The 22,315-nt window shown below is 69.4% G+C and carries 22 protein-coding genes; 16 read left to right on the top strand and 6 right to left on the bottom strand.

Annotated elements, in window-relative coordinates:
- Positions 1 to 23: 23 nt before the first annotated feature.
- Both BLR68_RS00630 and BLR68_RS00625 read right to left on the bottom strand, forming a co-directional pair.
- Positions 24 to 1,058, bottom strand: a complete 1,035-nt coding sequence (locus tag BLR68_RS00630) for a DUF4349 domain-containing protein (protein WP_018188077.1) — start codon at positions 1,056 to 1,058, stop codon at positions 24 to 26.
- Positions 1,055 to 1,615: an RNA polymerase sigma factor gene (locus tag BLR68_RS00625; RefSeq protein WP_018188076.1), complete on the bottom strand. Its 561-nt coding sequence runs from the start codon at positions 1,613 to 1,615 to the stop codon at positions 1,055 to 1,057. The genes BLR68_RS00630 and BLR68_RS00625 overlap by 4 nt, the downstream gene beginning before the upstream one ends.
- Positions 1,616 to 1,719: 104 nt before the next feature.
- Between BLR68_RS00625 and BLR68_RS00620 the strand changes: the two genes are divergently transcribed.
- The 7 genes from BLR68_RS00620 to BLR68_RS00590 all read left to right on the top strand — a co-directional run bounded on the left by BLR68_RS00620 (position 1,720) and on the right by BLR68_RS00590 (position 9,339).
- Positions 1,720 to 2,808 (top strand): TerC family protein, encoded by a 1,089-nt coding sequence (locus tag BLR68_RS00620; protein WP_018188075.1) that lies wholly within the window; start codon positions 1,720 to 1,722, stop codon positions 2,806 to 2,808.
- A 176-nt stretch (positions 2,809 to 2,984) separates the two neighbouring features.
- Positions 2,985 to 4,427 carry a 3-isopropylmalate dehydratase large subunit gene (leuC, locus tag BLR68_RS00615; protein WP_018188074.1) on the top strand — a complete coding sequence of 481 codons (1,443 nt, stop codon included), beginning with the start codon at positions 2,985 to 2,987 and terminating at the stop codon, positions 4,425 to 4,427.
- Position 4,428: 1 nt separating this feature from the next.
- Entirely contained in the window at positions 4,429 to 5,025 is a 597-nt protein-coding gene (gene leuD / locus BLR68_RS00610) for a 3-isopropylmalate dehydratase small subunit (RefSeq protein ID WP_018188073.1), read from the top strand.
- A gap of 65 nt (positions 5,026 to 5,090) precedes the next feature.
- Positions 5,091 to 6,455 (top strand): UDP-N-acetylglucosamine 1-carboxyvinyltransferase, encoded by a 1,365-nt coding sequence (gene murA / locus BLR68_RS00605; RefSeq protein ID WP_018188072.1) that lies wholly within the window; start codon positions 5,091 to 5,093, stop codon positions 6,453 to 6,455.
- On the top strand, positions 6,452 to 7,222 hold the full coding sequence (locus BLR68_RS00600) for a lysophospholipid acyltransferase family protein (RefSeq protein WP_018188071.1): 771 nt from the start codon (positions 6,452 to 6,454) through the stop codon (positions 7,220 to 7,222). Before murA ends, BLR68_RS00600 begins: the two co-directional genes overlap by 4 nt.
- On the top strand, positions 7,212 to 8,360 hold the full coding sequence (locus BLR68_RS00595; protein WP_018188070.1) for an NAD(P)H-dependent glycerol-3-phosphate dehydrogenase: 1,149 nt from the start codon (positions 7,212 to 7,214) through the stop codon (positions 8,358 to 8,360). Before BLR68_RS00600 ends, BLR68_RS00595 begins: the two co-directional genes overlap by 11 nt.
- Positions 8,260 to 9,339 carry a D-alanine--D-alanine ligase family protein gene (locus BLR68_RS00590; RefSeq protein WP_081626466.1) on the top strand — a complete coding sequence of 360 codons (1,080 nt, stop codon included), beginning with the start codon at positions 8,260 to 8,262 and terminating at the stop codon, positions 9,337 to 9,339. The genes BLR68_RS00595 and BLR68_RS00590 overlap by 101 nt, the downstream gene beginning before the upstream one ends.
- 6 nt (positions 9,340 to 9,345) lie before the next feature.
- On the opposite strand, the gene BLR68_RS00585 is transcribed toward BLR68_RS00590, so the two are convergent.
- Positions 9,346 to 9,822, bottom strand: a complete 477-nt coding sequence (locus BLR68_RS00585; RefSeq protein WP_018188068.1) for a DUF3515 family protein — start codon at positions 9,820 to 9,822, stop codon at positions 9,346 to 9,348.
- A 22-nt stretch (positions 9,823 to 9,844) separates the two neighbouring features.
- Between BLR68_RS00585 and thiL the strand changes: the two genes are divergently transcribed.
- Positions 9,845 to 10,816: a thiamine-phosphate kinase gene (gene thiL / locus BLR68_RS00580; RefSeq protein WP_026302970.1), complete on the top strand. Its 972-nt coding sequence runs from the start codon at positions 9,845 to 9,847 to the stop codon at positions 10,814 to 10,816.
- Here thiL and rsmD read toward each other — a convergent pair.
- Positions 10,786 to 11,394, bottom strand: coding sequence for a 16S rRNA (guanine(966)-N(2))-methyltransferase RsmD (gene rsmD, locus BLR68_RS00575; protein ID WP_018188066.1), 609 nt, complete (start codon positions 11,392 to 11,394; stop codon positions 10,786 to 10,788). The two genes, thiL and rsmD, sit on opposite strands and share 31 nt — an antisense overlap.
- Positions 11,395 to 11,432: 38 nt before the next feature.
- Here rsmD and BLR68_RS00570 point away from each other — a divergent pair, with 38 nt between their 5' ends.
- Genes BLR68_RS00570 through mutM form a run of 6 tightly spaced genes read left to right on the top strand, consistent with a single transcriptional unit; the run spans position 11,433 to position 16,564 of the window.
- Positions 11,433 to 13,580: an ATP-dependent DNA helicase RecG gene (locus BLR68_RS00570; protein WP_018188065.1), complete on the top strand. Its 2,148-nt coding sequence runs from the start codon at positions 11,433 to 11,435 to the stop codon at positions 13,578 to 13,580.
- Positions 13,581 to 13,622: 42 nt separating this feature from the next.
- Positions 13,623 to 14,120 (top strand): pantetheine-phosphate adenylyltransferase, encoded by a 498-nt coding sequence (gene coaD / locus BLR68_RS00565; RefSeq protein ID WP_018188064.1) that lies wholly within the window; start codon positions 13,623 to 13,625, stop codon positions 14,118 to 14,120.
- Positions 14,121 to 14,176: 56 nt separating this feature from the next.
- Positions 14,177 to 14,734, top strand: a complete 558-nt coding sequence (locus BLR68_RS00560) for a YceD family protein (RefSeq protein ID WP_018188063.1) — start codon at positions 14,177 to 14,179, stop codon at positions 14,732 to 14,734.
- Between the two features lie 2 nt (positions 14,735 to 14,736).
- Positions 14,737 to 14,946: a 50S ribosomal protein L32 gene (gene rpmF, locus BLR68_RS00555; protein ID WP_018188062.1), complete on the top strand. Its 210-nt coding sequence runs from the start codon at positions 14,737 to 14,739 to the stop codon at positions 14,944 to 14,946.
- Positions 14,947 to 14,956: 10 nt separating this feature from the next.
- Complete coding sequence (gene rnc / locus BLR68_RS00550) at positions 14,957 to 15,649, top strand: ribonuclease III (RefSeq protein ID WP_018188061.1); 693 nt, start codon at positions 14,957 to 14,959, stop codon at positions 15,647 to 15,649.
- Between the two features lie 6 nt (positions 15,650 to 15,655).
- Positions 15,656 to 16,564 carry a bifunctional DNA-formamidopyrimidine glycosylase/DNA-(apurinic or apyrimidinic site) lyase gene (gene mutM / locus BLR68_RS00545; protein WP_018188060.1) on the top strand — a complete coding sequence of 303 codons (909 nt, stop codon included), beginning with the start codon at positions 15,656 to 15,658 and terminating at the stop codon, positions 16,562 to 16,564.
- On the opposite strand, the gene BLR68_RS00540 is transcribed toward mutM, so the two are convergent.
- Positions 16,561 to 17,649 (bottom strand): GNAT family N-acetyltransferase, encoded by a 1,089-nt coding sequence (locus tag BLR68_RS00540; RefSeq protein WP_026302969.1) that lies wholly within the window; start codon positions 17,647 to 17,649, stop codon positions 16,561 to 16,563. The two genes, mutM and BLR68_RS00540, sit on opposite strands and share 4 nt — an antisense overlap.
- 61 nt (positions 17,650 to 17,710) lie before the next feature.
- Positions 17,711 to 17,968 (bottom strand): hypothetical protein, encoded by a 258-nt coding sequence (locus tag BLR68_RS00535; protein ID WP_018188058.1) that lies wholly within the window; start codon positions 17,966 to 17,968, stop codon positions 17,711 to 17,713.
- Between the two features lie 425 nt (positions 17,969 to 18,393).
- On the opposite strand from BLR68_RS00535, the gene smc reads away from it, so the two are divergent.
- Together smc and BLR68_RS00525 are read left to right on the top strand one after the other, a co-directional pair.
- Positions 18,394 to 21,897 (top strand): chromosome segregation protein SMC, encoded by a 3,504-nt coding sequence (gene smc, locus BLR68_RS00530; protein WP_018188056.1) that lies wholly within the window; start codon positions 18,394 to 18,396, stop codon positions 21,895 to 21,897.
- 71 nt (positions 21,898 to 21,968) lie between these two features.
- A complete protein-coding gene (locus BLR68_RS00525; RefSeq protein ID WP_256335281.1) occupies positions 21,969 to 22,313 on the top strand; it encodes an excalibur calcium-binding domain-containing protein in 345 nt (114 codons plus the stop codon).
- Positions 22,314 to 22,315: the final 2 nt, after the last annotated feature.

The raw sequence follows: 22,315 nt of genomic DNA, 5'->3' as shown, positions 1-22,315 counted from the left end.
GTTTCGTCGTTTCCGATGCGTTCTCAGGCGTCGTCGGCGGTGGCGTCGGTGCGTCGCCGCCGACGCGCACCCCGCGCCACCCGGACGATGAGGATGACCACCGCAGCGACGGCGAGCCAGGGGAGGAGGAACCCCAGGCCGATCACGACCCCGTTGAGGGTCACGAGCAGGGCGTTCCAGCCGGTGGCGAACCCATCACCGAACCCGTCCGGCTCGTCGGTCACCGCCTGGCCGTGGCGCGAGATCGTGATGGTCGCACTCGACAGCGCGACATCGTCGGCGAAGGTCTTCTCCCGTGCGCGCAAGGCGTCGAGATCCGCCTGACGCTGGGCGAGTGCGTCCTCGGCCGCCAGGACGTCCGCCGTGCTCGCGGCATCCGCGATCAGTCCGCGGAGGCGCTCCACGGACGTCTCGAGCGACGCGATCCGTGCGCGGAGGTCCGTCGTCTCGGCCGTGACGTCGTCCCGTGAGATGTCGGTGGCTCGGACGGCGCCCAGGTCGTCGAGGTCGCGGAGGAAGTCCGTGAGGCCCGTCGCGGGGACGCGCACCGTGATGCGGGCATCCCCGGTGGCTGCAGCGTCATCCGTCGCCGCGTCGCTGACGGTCAAGGACTCGACGTACCCCCCGGATGCCTGGGCTCTCGCCCCGATCTCATCGGCGGCATCGGCGGGGTCGTCGGCCTCGAGGCGCGCCTCGGCGCGGGCGATCACGGCTCGCTCGTCGACGGGCGCTGCGGCCGCGCCGGCGTCGCCGAGATCCTGCAGGCCACCGCTCATCTCGGTGCCCTCGGCATCCGGTCGTGCCATCGACTCCTGCGACCCGGTGCCGTCGGCGATGGATCCGGCGCCGGCGCCGCTCCCGAGGGCCGGGCCGACGAACCCGGCCACGACGAGGACCGCAGCCGCTGCGGCGGCATAGGCCCATCCGCGTCGACGACGCCGCGTCGCTCCGTTGCGGGCGGGGCTCTCCGTCGCAGCGATCTCGGCGAACAGCGCCCTCTCGATGTCGTCCTGACGCGAGCGGGTCAGTTCCGGCAGTGCGATGTCCTCCGTGGTCATGATCCTTCCGTTCTCAGGGCCGTGCGCAGGCGGGTTCGGACCCGCGAGAGGCGGTTGCGGACGACGGCGTGCGAGATCCCCAGTTCCTCGGCCGCCGTCGCGTAGGCGTATCCCTCGGTGGCGCACAAGCGGAAGATCTGCTGATCGAGCGGCGACAGGGTCCCGAGTTCCGCGACGACGCGCTCCGCCAACGCCGAGCCGATGACCTGATCCTCGACGTCGACCGTGCCGGGGATGGTCTCATCGACCCCCGCGGCGGTGTTCAGCCGGTCGCGCCGCTGTCGCCGCATCCGATTCGCACTCTGGAACCGGCAGATCGTCACGAGCCACGGAAGGAGCGAATCGCTCACGAGATCGAGCGTCGGCAGGCGTCGCCACGCGACGAGGAAGGTCTCCTGCATGACGTCCTCCGCATCCGATGTGTCGCCCAGGAGCCCATGGGCGAGCCAGTACACGGGCCGCGCGTAGGCGCGATACAGCTCGCGGAAGGCCTGCTGGTCGCCCCGTGCGGCGGCTGCCACCAGGTCCGCGTCACGCCGTGCGAGCGGGTCGGCCATGGCATCCTCGTTCGTCCTGTCGATGGGGGAGTGTCGCCGCGTGAGGGATCGTCTCAGACAACTCGAAAGGTACTCTTAGGGTCGCCCCCGCACGAAAGGCCCCCATGGAGCTCCCCCTCTGGTTCGAGGTCGGCTCGCTCGTCGGTCTGACGCTCATCCTCGTCGCCGACCTGCTGCTGATCATCAAGCGCCCGCACGTCCCGTCGACCAAGGAATCCACCCTCTGGGTCGTGTTCTACGTGGCGCTCGCCCTGCTGTTCGCGCTCCTGATGCTCGTCGTCACGAACGGGGAGTACGCCGGGCAGTTCGTCGCGGGCTGGCTGACCGAGTACAGCCTCTCCATCGACAACCTCTTCGTGTTCGTGCTGATCATGAGCCAGTTCTCGGTGCCGCGGGCGGCGCAGCAGAAGGTGCTGATGGTCGGGATCATCATCGCGCTCGTCCTACGGGGCATCTTCATCCTGCTGGGCGCCGCCATCATCGAGCAGTTCAGCTGGGTCTTCTACCTGTTCGGCGCCTTCCTCATCTACACGGCCTGGAAGCAGGCCTTCGACGGGGAGGACGACGAGGACGAGGAGAAGAAGGAGAGCTTCCTCGTCAGGCTCCTCCGGCGCCGGATGAAGGTGTCCGAGGAGTACGACGGTGCGAAGGTGCGGACGGTGATCGACGGCAAGAAGGTCTTCACGCCGATGATCATCGTGTTCGCGGCTCTCGGCATGACAGATCTGCTGTTCGCGATCGACTCGATCCCGGCGATCTTCGGCATCACGCAGAGCGCCTTCATCGTCTTCACGGCGAACATCTTCGCGCTGATGGGGCTCCGCCAGCTCTACTTCCTGCTCGGCGGACTCCTGGACCGGCTGAAGTACCTGCACTTCGGCATCGCGTTCATCCTGGCGTTCATCGGCGTCAAGCTCGTCCTCCACGCCCTCCACGAGAACGAGCTGCCGTTCATCAACGGCGGTGAGCACGTGGAGTGGGCTCCGGAGATCTCCACCTGGGTGTCTCTCGGGGTCATCGTCGGTTCAATGGCGGTCGCGACGATCGCCAGTCTCATCGCGGCGCGCCGCGAGGGGCTGCGGGAACCGCTCCCCGCAACCGGGCCGACGCCCGTCCGCCACGCGGAGGACGTCGCCGCCGAACAGGGGACCCCTCCCACGGTCGAGACGCGTCCCTCTGACGACGCCCGGTGAGGATCGCCGCGCGTCCGTCCCTGGCCGGGGCGCGGTCGCGCACGTCGCCGGGAGGCCGGTGATAGTCTGACGCCGTGCGGACCGCTCGACTCCTTATCGGCCGCGACGAGACCTCGTTCTGAGCCCTCTCTCGTCGCGGAGGCTGTCGCGGGCGCCATCCGACATCAGGAGACAACATGAGTACGATTCCCGACCGTCCCCGGACCCTCGCTGAGAAGGTGTGGGACGACCACCTCGTCGTGAAGGGCGAGGGCGGCAGCCCCGACCTCATCTACATCGACCTGCACCTCGTCCACGAGGTGACGAGCCCGCAGGCCTTCGACGGTCTCCGCGCGGAGGGACGACCGGTGCGCCGTCTCGACCTCACGATCGCGACGGAGGATCACAACACGCCGACGCTCGAGATCGACAAGCCGATCGCCGACCTCACGAGCCGCACGCAGATCGAGACCCTCCGCCGCAACGCCGAGGAGTTCGGCGTCCGCCTGCACTCGCTGGGCGACAAGGAGCAGGGGATCGTGCACGTTGTGGGACCCCAGCTGGGTCTGACGATGCCGGGCATCACCGTGGTCTGCGGCGACTCCCACACCTCGACCCACGGCGCGTTCGGGGCGATGGCATTCGGCATCGGCACGAGCGAGGTCGAGCACGTCCTCGCGACGCAGACGCTGCCGCTCAAGCCTTTCAAGACCATGGCGATCACCGTCGAGGGAACCCTGAAGCCAGGCGTGAGCGCGAAGGACATCATCCTCGCGATCATCGCGAAGATCGGCGCGAACGGCGGGCAGGGCTACGTCCTCGAGTTCCGCGGCTCCGCCATCCGCTCCCTCTCTATGGAGGGGCGAATGACGATCTGCAACATGTCGATCGAGGCGGGCGCCCGCGCGGGGATGATCGCGCCGGACGAGACCACCTTCGCGTACGTGAAGGACAAGCCGCACGCCCCGCAGGGGACCGACTGGGACGAGGCGGTCGCCTACTGGCGGACGCTGCCCTCCGATGAGGGAGCCGTCTACGACGCGGAGGTCTACCTCGATGCCGACGAGCTCGAACCCTTCGTCACGTGGGGCACAAACCCCGGCCAGGGCGTCTCGCTGAACGGCGTCATCCCCGAACCCGCCGAGATGGCCGACCCGAACGAACGCGCGGCCGCGGAGCGGGCTCTGGAGTACATGGATCTCGCGCCGGGCACCGCCCTGAAGGACGTCGCGGTGGATGCCGTCTTCATGGGCTCGTGCACGAACAGCCGCATCGAGGATCTCCGCCAGTTCGCATCGATCGTGGCGGGTCGCACCAAGGCCCCGGGCGTCCGCGTCATGGTGGTCCCGGGTTCCGCCCGCGTCCGCCTCGAAGCCGAAGCCGAGGGCCTGGACAAGGTTTTCACGGACTTCGGTGCCGAATGGCGCTTCGCCGGATGCTCGATGTGCCTCGGGATGAACCCCGATCAGCTCGCCCCGGGGGAGCGCTGCGCCTCCACGAGCAATCGCAACTTCGAGGGCCGCCAGGGCAAGGGCGGCCGCACCCACCTCGTGTCGCCGCTGGTCGCTGCGGCGACGGCGGTCCTGGGCCGCCTCGCGAGCCCGAGCGACCTCGACGCACTGACCCTGACGGAGGCCTGACATGGAGAAGTTCACCCGCCACACCGGCGTCGGCGTGCCCCTGAAGCGCTCCGCGGTCGACACGGACCAGATCATCCCGGCCGTCTACCTGAAGCGCGTCACGAAGACGGGTTTCGAGGACGCGCTCTTCGCGAACTGGCGACAGGACCCCGAGTTCGTCCTCAACCAGGATGCCTACCGCGGCGGGTCCGTCCTCGTCGCCGGCCCGGATTTCGGGACGGGATCGAGCCGTGAGCACGCCGTCTGGGCTCTTCGCGACTACGGATTCCGCGTCGTCCTCAGCACGAAATTCGCCGACATCTTCCGCGGCAACTCCGGCAAGCAGGGCCTCGTCACCGGCGTCGTCACCGAAGACGTCCTCGAGGCCGTCTGGGCGGCTCTCGAGGCTGACCCCGGCCGCGAGATCACCGTGGACCTCGAGACACGAACGGTGGCGGTCGGCGACCTCCAGGCCTCGTTCGAGATCGACGATTACACTAGGTGGCGGCTTCTCGAAGGGCTCGACGACATCGGGCTCACGCTGCGCAGCGAAGATCAGATCGCGCAGTTCGAGGCGCGCCGCGAGGCGTGGCGGCCGCGGACGCTCCCCGTCCGCTGATCGGCCAGCGCCCCGCACAACGGGGCCGACCACGCTTCCTCGACACCAGTAATGAGGTCCCACCCATGAACACACTTCTCAGCGACTCCGCGTCCACCCCCGCCGGCGGCGGTAATACGGGTCAGACGCTCCGGATCCGCGGCGGACGACCGTTGCGCGGCCGGGTCGAAGTGAAGGGGGCGAAGAACCTCGCCACGAAGGCGATGGTCGCCGCCCTCCTGGGTGAGACCGCCAGCATCCTCCGGGATGTGCCGGACATCAGCGACGTCCATGTCGTGCGTTCGCTCCTCGAGGTCCACGGCGTCCACGTCGAGGACCTCGAGGACGGCGTCCTCCGGCTCGACCCGAGCGGAGCGGTCTCGGCTCACATGGAGGAGATCGACGCCCACGCCGGTGCGTCCCGCATCCCGATTCTCTTCTGCGGACCTCTGCTGCACCTGCTCGGCCAGGCGTTCATCCCCGACCTCGGCGGATGCCGCATCGGCGACCGCCCGATCGACTTCCACCTCGACGCGCTCCGCTCGTTCGGCGCCATCGTCGACAAGCTCCCGAGCGGCATCCGGCTGTCGGCGCCCGGCGGCCTTCACGGCGCCAACATCGAGCTGCCCTACCCGAGCGTCGGCGCGACCGAGCAGGTCCTGCTCACCGCGGTCCGGGCGAAGGGGACGACCGAGCTTCGGAACGCGGCCATCGAGCCCGAGATCATGGACCTGATCGCCGTCCTGCAGAAGATGGGCGCGATCATCTCCTACGAGCCCAACCGAGTGATCTTCATCGAGGGCGTCGAATCTCTCCGCGGCTACGACCACCGGGCGATCTTCGACCGCAACGAGGCCGCCTCGTGGGCCGCCGCCGCCCTGGCCACCGACGGCGACATCTTCGTCGGCGGCGCCAAGCAGCAGGAGATGCTGACCTTCCTCAACGTATTCCGCAAGGTCGGTGGCGACTTCGACATCGCCGAGGACGGCATCCGCTTCCGCCGCGGCGGTCCGCTCAAGCCCGTCATGGTCGAGACCGACGTGCACCCCGGGTTCATGACCGACTGGCAGCAGCCGCTCATCGTGGCCCTGACGCAGGCCGAGGGTGAGTCCGTCGTCCACGAGACCGTGTACGAGAACCGGCTCGGCTTCACCCGCGCTCTGGTCCAGATGGGCGCCGACATCGTCGTGCACCCCGACGGCATCGCGAGCTCCGAGCGACGCGTTCCCCGCCGCGCCCTCGAGCAGGCCGCTGTCATCAACGGTCCGACGCCCCTCCACGGTGCCGACGTCGTGGTCCCGGACCTCCGCGGCGGCTACTCCTACGTCATCGCCGCGCTGGCGGCCGAGGGCGAGTCGACCGTTCGCAACATCGGGATCATCCGTCGCGGCTACGAGAAGTTCCTCGAGAAGCTGACGGACCTCGGCGCCGACTTCGACGTCACGGAGTGACCCGGGTGAGCCCTCGTCGTCACGCGTCGGCTGAGAAGACCCGCCCGAGCGTCTTCTGGCCCGCCGCCATGATCGTCATCCCCGCCACGGGATGGTTCGCGAAGATCGAGATCGAGGGCGCCGAGAACCTGCCGCTCGAGGGCGCCTACGTCCTCGCGCCGAACCACTACAGCGAGTTCGATCCGGTGATCGTCGCCGTCGCGACCTGGCGGATGGGCCGGGCGCCTCGGTTCATGGCCAAGGAGAGTCTGTTCAAGGTCCCGGTCCTGGGTGCCCTCCTGCGGGCGACGGGCATGATCCCCGTGGCCCGGGCCTCGAACTCGGCGGCGGCGACGCAGACGCTCGCGCAGTCGAACGCCCTCGTCGCCGAGCAGCGCGGCGTCATCGTGTATCCCGAGGGTTCGCTGACCCGCGACCCCGACATGTGGCCGATGCGGGGCAAGACGGGCGCCGTGCGCCTCGCCCTCGCCGCGGCCGAGACACTCCCCGTCATCCCTGTCGCGACGTGGGGTGTGCAGGAGATCCTGCCGCGGTACGGGCGCCTGCGGCTGTGGCCGCCGCGTCGCCGGGTGCGCGTGCTCGTGGGTCCTCCCGTCGACCTGTCCGCGTTCACCGACACGACCCCCGCCACGCTCGTCGCGGCGACGGATGCGGTCATGCGGGACATCTCGATCCTCCTCGGTCGCCTCCGCGGCGAGGAGCCGCCCGCCGAGCGCTGGAATCCGGCCAAGCACGGGCAGAACGAAACGGGACGTCTTGACTCCTAGGGAATCGTCGCGCCGCGACGCCGCGGCTCCCCGGGTCGCGGTCCTCGGTTCCGGAAGCTGGGGAACGACGTTCGGGAAGGTCCTCGCCGACGGCGGCGCGGACGTCATGATGTGGGCGCGACGCGCCGAGCTCGCTCACGAGATCCGCGAGGGCAAGCGGAACTCGCAGTACCTCCCGGGCATCAACCTGCCGCGCGGTCTGTCCGCGACCCACCACCTCGCCGAGGCCCTCGACGGGGCGACGCAGGTCTACATCGCCATCTCCAGCCAAGCGCTCCGCCAGAACCTCAAGGCCGTCCGCCCCATCCTCGCCGCCGGCGACGCGCCCATCGTGTCGCTGATGAAGGGCGTGGAGAAGAAGACCGGACTGAGGATGAGTCAGGTCCTCGAGCAGGAGCTCCGTTGCGACCCCGACCGCATCGCCGTGGCATCCGGCCCGAATCTCGCCCTCGAGATCGCCCGCGAGCAGCCGACCGCCGCGGTCATCTCGTCGTCGAGCCAGGAGACAGCCGAAGCCGTTGCGCGCATCGCCCGCAACTCCTACTTCCGCACGTTCGTCAACACGGACGTCATCGGCACCGAGTTCGGCGGTGTGCTGAAGAACTTGATCGCGGTGGCGATCGGCATCGTCGACGGTGTCGGCTACGGCGAGAACACGAAGGCGTCGATCATCACGCGAGGCCTCGTCGAGATGACGGATTTCGCCGTCGCCCAGGGGGCGCAGCCCGAGACGCTGCAGGGACTCGCCGGACTCGGCGACCTGATCGCGACGTGCCAGTCGCCCCTCAGCCGCAACAACACCGCCGGCCGCCTGCTCGGACAGGGCTACAGCTTCACGGAGGTCGTGAAGCAGATGGACCAGACGGCCGAAGGCCTCGCCTCCGTCGCCCCCGTCCTCCAGCTCGCCAAGGAAGCCGGCGTCCAGATGCCCATCGTCGAGCAGGTCAAGATGGTGCTCGACGGCACGATGAACCCCCGTGACATCGCACCGCACCTCACAACGGATGACGATGAGCCCACGGAGGAGAGGACTCAGAATGGTTCAGGCGGTAGTGGTTCTTCTCTTCGGAGGGCGTTCCAGCGAGCATTCGATCAGTTCCGCCACGGCGGGCGGGGTGCTGCGCGCGATCGATCGTGAGCGGTACCGCGTCATCCCCGTCGGGATCACGCGCGAGGGAGCGTACGTCCTCGAGGACGACGATCCCGACAAGTTCGCGCTGAATCCCGAGCGGCTCCCCGAGGTCGTCGACAACGGCACGCGGATCGTCTGGCCGGAGTCGACGGCGAACCGGACGCTGTCGGTGCGTCGCCCCGACGGGGCGGTCGAGTCCCTCGGTGAGATCGATGTGGTCTTCCCCATCCTCCACGGCCGCTTCGGCGAGGACGGCACCGTCCAGGGCTTCCTCGAGCTCCTCGACCTGCCCTACGTCGGAGCGGGCCTGCTCATGTCGGCGATCGGCATGGACAAGCACACGACCAAGAGCGTCCTCCGCGCGGCCGGCGTTCCCGTCGTGCCGTGGGTGACCGTCACCCGCGCAGCGCTCGAGCGCGACGATGACCTGTGGCGACGCCGCATCCGTGCCCTCGGTCTTCCGGTCTTCGTGAAGCCGGCCCGCGCCGGGTCCAGCGTCGGCGTGTCGAAGGTGTCCGAATGGGAGGGCCTGGATGCCGCCCTCGACACCGCCTTCGCCGAAGACTCCAGCGTTCTCGTCGAGCAGGCCGTGACGGGGCGCGAGGTGGAGTGCGGCGTCCTGCAGGGCCGAGACGGCGCCGAGCCGCGCGTCAGCGTGGCGGGGGAGATCGTCGTCAGCGGGCGGGACTTCTACGACTTCGAGGCGAAGTATCTCGGCGCTCCCGGGATCGATCTCGTCTGTCCCGCCGAGCTGCACGACGGTGAGTTGCGCGAGATGCAGCGGGTCGCGGCGCAGGCGTTCGAGGCGGTCGGGGGACAGGGGCTGTCGCGCGTCGACTTCTTCTACACCGGCAGCGAGTTCTTCGTGAACGAGGTGAACACGATGCCCGGGTTCACCCCGATCTCAATGTTCCCGACGTGCTGGATCCAGAGTGGGCTCAGCTATCCCGACCTGATCACCGAGCTCATCGAACTGGCGCGGTAAACCGGGTCAGGGCTGCCCCTCGGTCGGCGCCACGCACTTACCGGTGACCTCGAACCGTTTCGTGATCAGTCGGCTGAGCGCCGAGACGGGACCGCTCGACGAGACGGCGTCGTAGTCGAGGATGAGCTCCGCTGCGGGCGTCCGCCCGTAGGTGGCGATCCGGTACAACGGCGCGCGCGAGTCGTCCACGACCCAGTCGACGCCGTCGACCGTGAAGCACGGGAGCGTCGTCGGTCCCGTCGGTTGTGTGCCGCAGGTGAACTGGACGGTCGTCGGGTCGCCCCACGCCGCGGTGGACTGCGCGTCGGTCCAGCGCCGCGACTGATCTCCCAGGACGTCGGGGAGGAGGACCATCACCTGTGCGCAGCGCGGATCGTCGGCGTTCGGAGCGGCATTGACGGCGACGGTCGAGGAGCAGCCGGACAAGGCGGCGACCCCGGCCACGAGCAGGGCGAGCGCGGTGGTCGAGCGGGTCCGGGGCATCGCTCCAGGCTACCGTGGACGCATGGGTGAGCTCCGTGTGCGCGATGTGTCCGAGAAGGAGCTCCTGGCCCGCATCCTCGGTGTGCTGGGACCGGCGTCGCGTGCCGAGATCGGCCCCGGGGACGACGCCGCCGTGCTCGCCGTTGCCGGCGGGCGGATCGTGGCCACGACCGACACCCTCGTACACGGGCCTGACTTCCGCCTCGCCTGGACCTCGCCCTACGATCTCGGCTACAAATCCGCTGCGGTGAACATCGCCGACGTCGCTGCGATGGGCGCGAGGCCCACAGCGCTGCTCGTCGCCCTGGCGCTGCCGGACTGGCTGCCGGCGACCTTCGTCGAGGCTCTCGCGACCGGCTTCCGCGACGCCCTCGCCGAACTCGCGCCGGGCTGCGCGGTCGAGGGGGGCGACCTCGCCGTCTCCGAGACGCTCACGGTCGCCGTCACCGCCCTCGGCGTGCTCGACGGAGTGGAACCCGTCCGCCGGTCCGGCGCGCGTCCCGGAGACGAGATCGCGGTGGCGGGTGAGCTGGGCGCGGCGGCGCGGGGCCTTCGGATCCTGTTCGACCGGTTCCGGGATGCCGCCGGCACACCCGTCCCGATCGATCGCGACGTCCTCGCGCCTGCCGAGCAGCACGACCTCGACGCGCAGTTGCGCCCTCGTCCGCCGATCGAACTCGGCGTTCTCGCCGCGCGGGCGGGAGCGACGGCGCTCATGGACGTCTCCGACGGGCTCCTGCTCGATGCCTCACGGATCGCGGACGCCTCGCGCGTGACGCTGTCGATCGATGTCGATCTCGATGACGACGCACTCTCGGGCGGCGAGGACCACGCTCTCCTCGCCTGCTTCCCGGCCGGGTCCACGCCGACCGGCTTCGAGGTCATCGGCCACGTGCGGGTGCGCGGCGACGCCGCCGTCCTCGTGCAGGGCGCCGTCCCCTCGGCGCGAGGCGGCTGGGATCCCTACGCCGACTGGGACTCGGCGCTCGGCTGACCCGCGTCCGCGGCATCGGCGGGGGCTAGCCACCAGAGGGTCGTGTCGCCGTACTTCTTCACGCGGTCCACGACGAGGCCTGCGGGCAGATCGGGCTCGCCGGAGCGCGTGGCCCGTTCGACGACGACGACCGCGGAGTCGGTGAGCCGAGGAGTCAGGAGTGCGAGCGTCGTGGACACCTCGGCATCCGTCATGTCGTAGGGCGGGTCCACGAACACAAGGTCGAAAGACGGTCCGCCGGCGCGGAGGAACGCATCCGCGGAGGACCGGTGCACCGTCACCCGCCGATCCGGGAGACTGCGGGCGACGGCTCGGACGTTCCGCTCGATGACGGATGCCGCGCGCGGCGCCCGCTCGACGAGGTCGGCCGACGACGCCCCGCGGCTCACGGCCTCGAGCCCGAGCGCACCCGACCCGGCGTAGAGATCGAGGACGGCGGCGGACTCGATGAGGTTCGCGGATTCCAGAGCGCCGAACAGCGACTCCCGCACACGTTCGCTCGTCGGCCGCGTCCCGGCGCTCGGGACGGCGAGCGGCAGCGATCCGGCGGCCCCGGCGATGATCCTCGTCACCCCCACACGATATCCGCGTCGGCGGTCGCTCGTAGACTCATCGCATGGCCTCGTACTCGCTCGACACGCCCCTGCACGAGGCGGTCGGCGACAACCTGGCGAAGGGGCTGAAGCGCGCCTTCCACATGACGACAGTAGGGGAGTTGCTGGGGCACTACCCGAGGCGGTACGCCAACCGCGGGGAGCTGACACACATCGCCGCTCTTCCGGTCGGCGAGCTCGTCACGATCGTGGCCGAGGTCCGTTCCGCGTCGACGAGGCCAATGAGGGGCCGCCGGGGGGAACTCGTCGAGGTCGTCATCGGCGACGGCGAGGGGACCATGTCGCTCACGTTCTTCGGGCAGTCCTGGCGCGTGAAGGACCTCACGGCCGGCCGGCAGGGCATCTTCTCCGGCAAGGTGGGGGAGTACCGCGGTCAGAAGCAGTTGACGCATCCCGACTACCAGCTCTTCGACGACGAGGGAACGGCGCGGCTCACCGCGGAGGCGTGGCGGAATCGCCCCATCCCGATCTATCCGGCGACGAGCACCTTCTCGAGCTGGCAGGTCAAGAAGTGCGTGGACCTGGTGCTCCCTGCGCTGACGGGCGTGCCCGAGCCTCTCCCCGACGCCTTCCGCGCCGCTCAGGGCCTTCTCGACGCCCGCACGGCGCTGACCCGCATCCACGATCCGGAGTCCTTCGACCAGATCGATCCGGCACGCGAGACCCTCCGGATGCACGAGGCGTTCGTCCTTCAGGCAGCCCTCCTGCAACAGCGTCACTTCGTCCGGATGATGTCCGCGACCGCCCGGCCACCCGGCGACCTTCTCGCCCGATTCGACGCACGGCTGCCGTTCGAGCGCACACCCGACCAGCTGAGCGTCGGTGACCGCATCGCCGCGGACCTCGTCGCCCCGTGGCCGATGAACCGCCTCGTGCAGGGCGAGGTGGGGTCCGGCAAGACCCTCGTCGCGCTCCGAGCCATGCTCCAGGTCGCCCAGTCGGGCGGGCAGTCCGCGCTGATTGCCCCGACGGAGGTCCTGGCCGCCCAGCACGTGCGTTCCATGGCTCGGATGCTGGGACCCGAGCTCGCACCCGAACTCATGCCCACGTTGCTCACCGGGCAGCTGGGCGCGGCCGAGCGGCGACGGGCGGCCCTGCGGGTCGCCTCGGGGCAATCGCGCATCGTCGTGGGAACCCACGCGCTGCTGAGCGAGTCCACGACGTTCGCGGATCTGGGTCTCGTCGTGGTCGACGAGCAGCATCGCTTCGGGGTCGACCAGCGCGAGACGCTGCGCGCCAAAGGGAGTTCGCCGCACGTCCTCGTCCTCACCGCCACCCCGATCCCTCGTACGGTCGCCATGACCGTGTTCGGTGACCTCGACGTGTCGACGATTCGGACGATGCCCGGGGGCCGTGCCGGGATCTCGAGTTTCGTCGCGCCCGTGGGGGAGAAGCCCGCGTGGTTCGCGCGCGTCTGGGAGCGCGTTGCCGAGGAGGTCCGACTCGGGAGGCAGGCGTTCGTGGTGTGTCCGGCGATCGACGCTGCGACCGACGCGACCGACGAGGAGAGGCCCGAGACCGAGGAGCCCGCCCGGACGCGCTGGGGAGTCGTGCAGGCGGCCGCGCTGCTGTCGGGGCATCCCGATTACCGGGACATCCGCGTCGAGATCCTCCACGGCAAGATGCCCGGTGACGAGAAGGATGCCGTCATGCAGGCCTTCGCGCGAGGCGACATCGACGTGCTGGTCGCCACGACGGTGGTCGAAGTCGGTGTCGACGTCCCGAACGCCTCGACCATGGTGATCCTCGAGGCGGATCGATTCGGCGTCTCGCAGCTCCACCAGCTCCGCGGGCGTGTCGGCCGCGGCTCAGTTCCCGGGCTCTGCCTGCTGGTCACCGAGGCCGACCCGTTCACGCCGGCACGACAGCGCGTCGAGGCCGTCGCCGCGACGACGGACGGTTTCGAACTCGCCGAGGTCGATCTCGAGCTGCGCGGCGAGGGTGACGTCCTCGGTGACGCGCAATCCGGCGTGCGGTCGTCGCTGCGGCTGCTGCGCGTCGTCGCCGATGCGGACCTGATCGCGACGGCCCGCGCCGAGGCGGAGCGTCTTCTCGCCGACGACCCGACCCTCGACGGAGCCCCTGGACTCGCTGCGGCGATCGCCGGTCGCGTGAGTCAGCGGGAACGCGCGGCGCTCGCGAAGAACTGAGCCGGGGCGCGGCGCGGGCTCTCTGTCGTTAGGCTCGACGGCATGAACAACCGGATCGCCGTGGTGCCGGGCTCGTTCGACCCGCCGACGCTCGGGCATCTCGACGTCATCCGGCGCGCCGCAGCCCTCTACGACCAGTTGCACGTGCTCGTCGTGCACAACCCCGGCAAAGAGGCGATGCTGCCGATCGCTCAGCGACTGTCGCTCCTCGAACAGTCGATCTCCGAGAGCGACATCGACGGCGACGTCATCGTGGCCGCCTGGAGCGTCGGCCTCCTCGTCGACTATGCGACCGACGTCGGCGCCGGAGTCCTGGTCAAGGGGATCCGCTCCCAAGTCGACGTCGCCTACGAGACCCCGATGGCGATCGTGAACCGGCATCTTGCGCACATCGAGACCGTGTTCCTGTTGCCCGACCCCGCTCACGCCCTGGTGTCCAGTTCGCTCGTGCGTCAGGTGGCGTCGCTCGGCGGGGATGTGTCGCCGTTCGTGCCCGCGCCGGTGGCTCGATTCCTCGACACCGGTGCTCGCGAAGGCTGATCCGGCCCGGGAGCTCCCCGTCCCGCGTACGATGGACGACCGTGGTCAGAAAGCGTGTGAGCGGTCCCTTCGTCCTTCCCGTCCGCGACATCCTCCGGGCTCCCGGCGAGATGCGCGAATTCGAGCTGACGGTGCCTGTCGCCGAGAAATGGGGCGAGGGACTCGCCTGGGTTCCGGCGGGTGAAGACGTCCATGTCGACGCTCGTCTGGAATCCGTCCACGAGGGCATCCTCGTCACCGCGGAGATCTCCACGACCTACGACGGACAGTGCAGCCGGTGCCTCACGGACCTGACACGCCCCCTCGAAGTCGAGTTTCAGGAGCTCTTCGGGTATTCTGGGGACGAAGCGACTGACTTCGAGGTTCAAGACGACCACGTGGATCTTGAAACAGGAGTCAGGGATGCGATCGTCCTGTCGCTTCCGTTCCAGCCGGTGTGTCAGCCGGACTGCCCCGGACTTGATCCGTCCACGGGTGAGAAGCTGACCGAAGCACCGGTCACGGAGACTCAGATCGACCCGCGCTGGACTGCGCTGGCCGCCTTGTCGGCCCCACCCACAGACCACGACGGCGAAGCATCACGCCCCGCCGCCGACGACACAGAGAAGAGCTGACCATGGCAGGTAACCCCCCGAAGCGGAAGGTCTCCCGCTCCAACACCCGTTCGCGTCGCGCGCAGTGGAAGGCCGAGGCCCCCACGCTCGTCAAGACCATCGAGAACGGCAAGGTCGTCTACAGCCGTCCCCACCAGGCGAAGGTCGTCACCGACTCGCAGGGCACGGAGCTGTTCCTCGAATACAAGGGCCGCAAGGTCGCCGACATCTGATCGGCGCGTCGTGACAGACGCCACCACCGATCACTCGGTGCTCACACACAAGCTCGGGGTCGACATCGACCCCGAGCTTGTGTCGCTCGCGCTCACCCACCGGTCGTACGCCTACGAACACGGGGGCATCGCTCACAACGAGCGTCTGGAGTTCCTCGGCGACTCCATCCTCGGGATGGCGGTGACCGTCCATCTCTACCGTTCGCACCCCGGCCTCGACGAAGGGTCGTTGGCCAAGCGTCGTGCGAGCGTGGTGTCGACGGTCGCCTTGGCGGAGGTCGCCCGCGGAATGGGGCTCGGAACGCATCTGCGGCTCGGCCGCGGTGAGGACCAGACCGGCGGACGCGACAAAGACTCCATCCTCGCCGACACGACGGAGGCGCTCATCGGCGCCGCCTATCTGTCTGCGGGAATCGAGGAGGCCACCGCACTCGTCCTCCGCCTGGTGTCGCCGCTGATGGCGGATCCCGAGCGTTACGGTGCGGCGATGGACCCGAAGACGGCGCTCCAGGAGCTCGCGGCACGATCCGGGCGTCCGGTCCCTTCGTACAGCGTCGAGGCCGAGGGGCCCGATCACCACCGGGTGTTCACCGCGACCGTCGCCGTCGGCGATGTGTCACGAAGCGGCCGCGGCTCCAGCAAGAAGCAGGCCGAGATGGCGGCTGCTCTCGCCGTCTGGCGCGAGCTGTCGGCTCGGTCCTGAGCAGACGTGCCCGAGCTCCCCGAAGTCGAGGTCGTCCGCGCGGGCCTCGCCCCCGCCCTGGCTGGCTCGTGGATCGAGGCCGTCACGGTCCTCGATCCGCGATCGCTGACCCGACACGATGGCAGTGCAGCAGATTTCGAGCACCGCCTGACCGGGCGGAGGGTGGACGCCGTCGTCCGTCGCGGCAAGTTCTTGTGGATGCCGCTCGGCGACGGCGACGGCCGGGCCGAGTCCGAGGCGGTCGTCGGTCACCTGGGCATGAGCGGGCAGATGCTGCTGCGCTCCTGGGGCACGCCGGAGCTCCGCCACGAACGGATCCGGTTCGACATCCGGCATCCCACCCATGCCGATGTCGCTGTGGTTTTCGTCGATCAGCGCACCTTCGGCTCGCTGGCCCTGGACCGGCTGATCCCCACACCTGACGCCGCGGCCGGCGGCTGGGGGAGCGAGGCACCCCTGGTCCCGACTCAGGTGGCGCACATCGCGCGGGACCCCCTCGACCCCGCTTTCGAGGAGACCGTGTTCCGTGCCCGGTTGGCACGCACGCGTTCGGCCATCAAACGGGTGCTGCTCGACCAGACCGTGGTGAGCGGCATCGGGAACATCTACGCGGACGAGTCGCTCTGGGCGGCGCGGATCCACCCGGAGCGCTCGGCTGACGACCTCTCGTCACGCGTGGTGCGCAGGCTCCTCGACGAGGTTCGGGCAGTGCTGCACCGAGCCCTCGCCGAAGGGGGGACCAGCTTCGACGCACAGTACGTGAACGTCAACGGGCAGGCGGGCTACTTCGCCCATTCCCTCAACGCGTACGGCCGCACCGGCGAAGCCTGTCCCCGCTGCGGCACACCGATCGTCCGCGTGAGCTTCACCAACCGCTCGAGCCACTACTGCCCCAGGTGTCAGCGCCGGGGCTAGCCGAGCACCTTCTTCCACGCTCCGATGTACGCGGCGGGTGCGAACCCGATCGCCTCGTTGATGCTGAGCATGGGACGGTTCTCCTCGGCGTTCCAGGTGATGATCCTCGGTGACTGGGGTGCGATCTCCCGCCAGCGGAGGATCCCGGCGCACTTGATGAGCTGCCCGAGTCGGTGTCCCCGGTGTTCGCGGAGCACCAGGGTGTCCATCTGCTGGCTTGTCGCGGTCGGGTCCGCGCCGGAACACAGCTCGTTGAAGGCGACCACCTGACCGGAGGCTTCGTGGACCGCCGCGGTAACCAGCACGGTCTGTCCGGCCTCGAGGTAGCGAGCCTCGTGCCGTCCGAGGCGTTCGAGATCCCATACCTCCTCGTCCACCTCCAGGCCGGCGGCCGGAGCATCCGTAGACATGCGGGACTTCGCCCACGCGAAGCTCTCCCGATACCGGTCCGGCACGGGCAGCGTCCATTGCTCGACCCGGTAGTCGGCCGCGTGAACCAACGCCTCTGCCTGCATCGCCGTGACCGTCGACAACGACGGCTCGATCTCGAGGATGCTCTTGCGGTCGACCTGTTCGAGGGTGTGGCCGTGGCGCCGGTAGTAGCGCGCCGGACGATCGAGCGGGATGGTCCCGAAGCCGGTGGGAGCGGCCAGTCGTTCCGTCGGGGCCCCGGGGTGCGGTTCGGGATGCTCCGCCCAGGACTCGAGGACGGTGCGACCCGCCTTCCGCGCGGTGTCCTCGACGACGCCGAGAAGCTCGCTGCCGATGCCGCGACCCTGGACGCGCTCGAGGAGCTCGATGATCCAGTAGGCGACCTGCGACCCCTCCTCTGCGGGGATGTCGACGATGACCCGGCCGACGACGTCGTCGCCGACGATGACGATCCAGCTGCGCTTGTCGTTGTCGGGGTTCTCCTGGAAGTGCGGCAACAGCTGCGCCGCGGTCGCGGCTTCGTCGTCGTTGTCGCTGATCTCTCGATAGATCTCGTTACGGACGTCGACCATCGCGAGGAAGTCGGCGGCGTCGGGCGCATTGACGGATGCGGGAACGGTAAGGGGACGGAGTTCGTAGGGTGCGGTCGTCATGGTCTTCTTCCGGGACGGAGTGTGGTCGGGGGCTGCGACGGTGTCGCAGCCCCCGAGAGGGTCATCGACGCGGGGCGAGGAGCGCACGGCGGCGGTCCCATTCGGCTTCGCGCGCATCGCGGGCGAGCCGCTCTCGGCGGCGGGAGTCGATCTGTTCGCGATCGGCGCCGGGACGGGTGCTCCACAGGAGCAGTGCCAACGCGAGCCGCAGGGCCAGTCGGTCGATGATCGTCTGACGGGCGGTGATGCCCGTCGGGGTGGGATGCTGCAGCGCGGCGATGACCGCCGAGGTGCGCTGCGGCGCGGTGAGAGTGCGCATGAGGTGATCTCATTTCGATCGTTGCAGTGAGGTGCCGCGAGCGCGGCGGAGTATCGTGCCGCAGCACGAAGGAGCACGTCCGTGTCCGCGGCCGGTGGCCCGGCGAACACGGGGTGGTGAGGACGCGGAACGTCCGGGGGCAGGGAGGCGCACTCCGTCCGAAGACGGAGCTCACGTGAGGCGGCGGTTAGTGGCCGGTGTGAGCGCGGGTGTCCGCAGCGGCGCCGAAGGAGACGGTCCCCGAGGCGAACGGGAACGCGATGAACGCTTCTCCAGTGGGCATCATGTCGATAATCATGTCGAGGACCTCCTTTCTCAGACTTCTGACGCGAGCCCCGACACTAGCGTCGCCCCGGGCGCGCCGTCAAGAGACGGCGACGATTCGTCCGCTAGCGTGGACGCGACGACGACACCGGAGGCCCCTCATGCACCTGAAGAGCGTGACGCTCAAGGGGTTCAAATCCTTCGCGCAGCCCACGACGTTCGCCCTAGAGCCCGGGGTGACGTGCATCGTCGGCCCCAACGGGTCAGGTAAGTCGAACGTCGTCGACGCGCTCGCCTGGGTGATGGGGGAGCAGGGGGCGAAAACGCTCCGCGGCGGCAAGATGGAGGACGTCATCTTCGCGGGCACGGCGACCCGTGGTCCCCTCGGTCGTGCGGAAGTGCAGTTGACGATCGACAACTCCGACGGTGTCCTGCCGATCGAGTACAGCGAAGTGACGATCAGCCGGACGCTGTTCCGGAACGGGTCGAGCGAATACGCCATCAACGGCGAGACCTGCCGGCTTCTCGACGTCCAAGAGCTCCTGAGCGACTCCGGTCTCGGCCGTGAGATGCACGTCATCGTCGGTCAGGGGCGCCTCGACACGGTTCTCCAGGCGAGCCCCGAGGATCGACGTGGCTTCATCGAAGAGGCGGCGGGCATCCTCAAACATCGCCGCCGCAAGGAGAAGACCCTCCGCAAGCTCGATGCCATGGAGGCCAATCTCACGCGGCTCAGCGACCTCGCCGGTGAACTCCGCCGACAGCTCAAACCGCTCGGCAAGCAGGCCGAGATCGCCCGTGAAGCCGCGACGATCGCCGCCGTCGTCCGCGATGCGAAGGCACGACTGCACGCGGACGAGCTCGCGCGGCTCCGCGCCGAACTGGCCGATCACTCGCAGAACGAGCAGGAGCGTCACGCCGAGCGACTGGTGCTGCAGGACCGCGCCGAGGGATTCCGCCGCCGCATCGAAGAGCTCGAGAACGACCAGCGTGCCGAAGCGGTCGACCGCGCTCGCGCGATCACGTTCGAGCTCGGCCGCGTTCAGGAGCGGCTCCGCGGGCTCTATTCGCTGGCAGGACAGCGTCTGTCGCTTCTCGAGGACGACACGCAGCCCGCCGAGGCCGGCGCGACGGTCACCCAAGCGGTCATCGACGAGGCGCGCGCGGAGATCGATGAGATCGGCTCCGGCTTGGGCACTGCGCAGGATGCCGCTGCTGCCGCTGCTCGCGAGGTCATCCGCGCCCGCGCCGAGCTCGATGCCCTCGACACGGACATCGCCGCCCAGAGCGCCCTCGTCTCGGAACACGACATGCGGCTCGCATCCCTGCGCGGGCGTTTCGAGGCCGCCACATCGAAAGCGGAGGCACTGCGCGCCGCGGTGGAACGTCAGCAGCGCGCGCTCGATGCCGCGGAGCAACGTCGGAACGAGGCCGAAGCGGCTCTCGCCGAGATCGAGCCCGCGTCGGAAGGACCTGCGGACTCCGCAGCGGAGTTCGCGGCCGCATACGATCGCGCGCAGCGGGAGGCGACGGAGGCCGAGAGCGGGGTGGGCGGGATCCGTGAACGGCTCCACGCCGCCGAACGCGAACGGGAGTCCCTCCTCGCAGAGACGGCAGCGCTCGGTCGAGCCCTCGACATACGGAATGCGGCGGCCGCGGTCGTCGACCGCGGAGGCCCCGGCATCCGTGGAATCGTCAGCGATGCCATCCGGGTCACGCCGGGCTTCGAAGCGGCGGTCGCCGCAGCGCTCGGTGCGCTTGCCGACGGCGTCCTGGTGGACGACCTCGAGACCGCCCGCGGCGTCGTCGAGACTGTCCGCGAGCACGACCTCGGCGTGGTCGACATCGCGGTGGCGGACGGCGCCGCCGCGCCCGGACCAGCGGTGCCCGGGGAATGGACCTGGGCCGCCGACGTGGTCGACGCGCCCTCGGGTGTTCGCGCCGCCCTCGCGGGGGTGGCGATCACCGCAGACCTCGAAGACGCGTATGTCGCAGCGCGGACCGCGGCGGACTCGGGCGTCCACGTGATCGTCGTGACGCGCGCAGGCGAGACCGTCACGGCCAGCACCGTCCAAGCCGGGTCCGGACAGTCCCGGTCGCGCATCGAACTCGGGGCCGAGCGGGATGCCGCGAGCGAGAGGCTCACCGAGGTCACGGTGGTCGCCGATTCGCTGCGGGAGGCCCTCACCGACGCCCAGGCCGCGTGGGATGCCGCGCGCCAGCGCACCCGCGAGACGCTGACCGCGCTCCGCGAGCACGACTCCGCCCTCGCAGCTCACGCGGAGCAGATGAACCGGGCCACCGTCCGCCTCGAATCCGCCGCCGCCGAGTGCGAACGTCTCGACGCCGGGCTCCGCCAAGCCGAGGCCGCGGCCCGGGACGCCGAGACGGCCGCCCGGGCCGCGGGGGAGGCGTATCGCGCCGCCGAGGAGTCACCGCGGCCGATCCTCGACGCGTCGGCTCGCGATGGCCTGCTCGACGCGCTCGAGTCGGCTCGGACGCGTGAGATGGATACGCGCCTCGACGTCGAGACCCTTCGCGAGCGTGTCCGCGCGGCCGAGTCGCGCGTCGCCCAGCTCGAGCGCCAGCGTGAGCGCGAGCGTGCAGCCGCCGAAGCCGCGGCACGGCGTGCCGTGGTCCGACGGGCGCAGCGCGCCGTTGCATCGGAGGTCGTGGCCGCGTTGCCGCCCGTCCTCGACTCGATCGATCGATCAACAGCGCAAGCACGGGTCGAGCTGGAGCGTGCGGAGCAGACGAGAACGGCCTTGACGGCGGAACTGGCGGAGCTCCGCAAGGAGGATGCGGGGGTCCGCGAGCGGTTGTCGCGGGTCACCGAGTCGGTGCACGGTCTCGAGCTGCAGATGCACGAGAAGCGTCTTCACGTGCAGAGCCTCCTCGAGCGGGTCCAGTCTGAACTCGGTCTCGACGAGAGTATTCTCCTCGCGGAATACGGTCCGGATGTCCCCATCCCCACCTCGGACGAGGGGGCCTCTGAATCGTTCGATCGGGCCGCTCAGCGACGCCGACTCCAGGAGGCGGAACGCAAGCTCTCGCAGCTCGGACGCGTGAACCCGCTCGCGTTGGAGGAGTTCGCGGCGCTCGAGCAGCGGCACTCCTTCCTCACTGCTCAGCTCGACGATCTCGTCCGTACCCGGACGGATCTGCTGATGATCATCGACGAGCTCGACGAGCGGATGCAGACGATCTTCCTCGCGGCATTCGAGGACACGAAGGTCGCGTTCGGCGAGGTCTTCCCCATCCTCTTCCCGGGAGGCACGGGATCGATCTCCCTGACCGATCCGGACAACCCCTTGACGACGGGGATCGATGTGGCAGTGCGCCCCGTCGGGAAGAAGATCGAACGACTCTCGCTCCTCTCGGGCGGTGAACGTTCTCTCGCCGCCGTGGCCCTGCTCACCGCCATCTTCAAAGCGCGTCCGAGTCCCTTCTACATCCTCGACGAGGTGGAAGCGGCGCTCGACGACGCGAACCTGGGTCGACTGCTCGGGGTGTTCGAGCAGCTACGGGAGTCGAGCCAGCTGATCGTGATCACTCATCAGAAGCGGACGATGGAGATCGCTGATGCGCTCTACGGCGTCTCGATGAGGCAGGACGGCGTCTCGGCCGTCGTGGGACAGCGGGTGCGCGAGCGCGCGACGGCGTGATCGACCGCGTCCTGTGTGTAGCCTGTGAGCGGGGGAACACGACGTATCCCACACGATCGACAGGGGTGGGAATGAAGGTTCGTACGAGCGTGCGCCGGATGGCGATGACCGCGGTTCTGGCCGTCGGGCTGGCGGGAGCACCGGCGACGGCAGCCGTCGCAGCACCGGGGCCGGCGGCGTCGGTGACGGCGGCGCGGATGGTCCCGGCGGCGAAGCCCGTCGTGAAGACCTACAAGAACTGCACGGCGCTCAACAAGGTGCATCGGGGCGGTGTCGCGAAGGCCGGCGTCACGCACAACAAGGTCAACGGGAAGAAGCGGGCCTTCGGGGTGCGGCCGACGTTCTCGACGGTGCTGTACAACGCCAACAAGAAGATGGACCGCGACAAGGACGGCATCGCCTGCGAGAAGGGCTGACC

The organism is Microbacterium sp. 77mftsu3.1 (assembly GCF_900100525.1).
Classification (GTDB): Bacteria; Actinomycetota; Actinomycetes; order Actinomycetales; family Microbacteriaceae; genus Microbacterium; species Microbacterium aquilitoris.
This window is presented reverse-complemented; position numbering and strand designations above follow the sequence as displayed.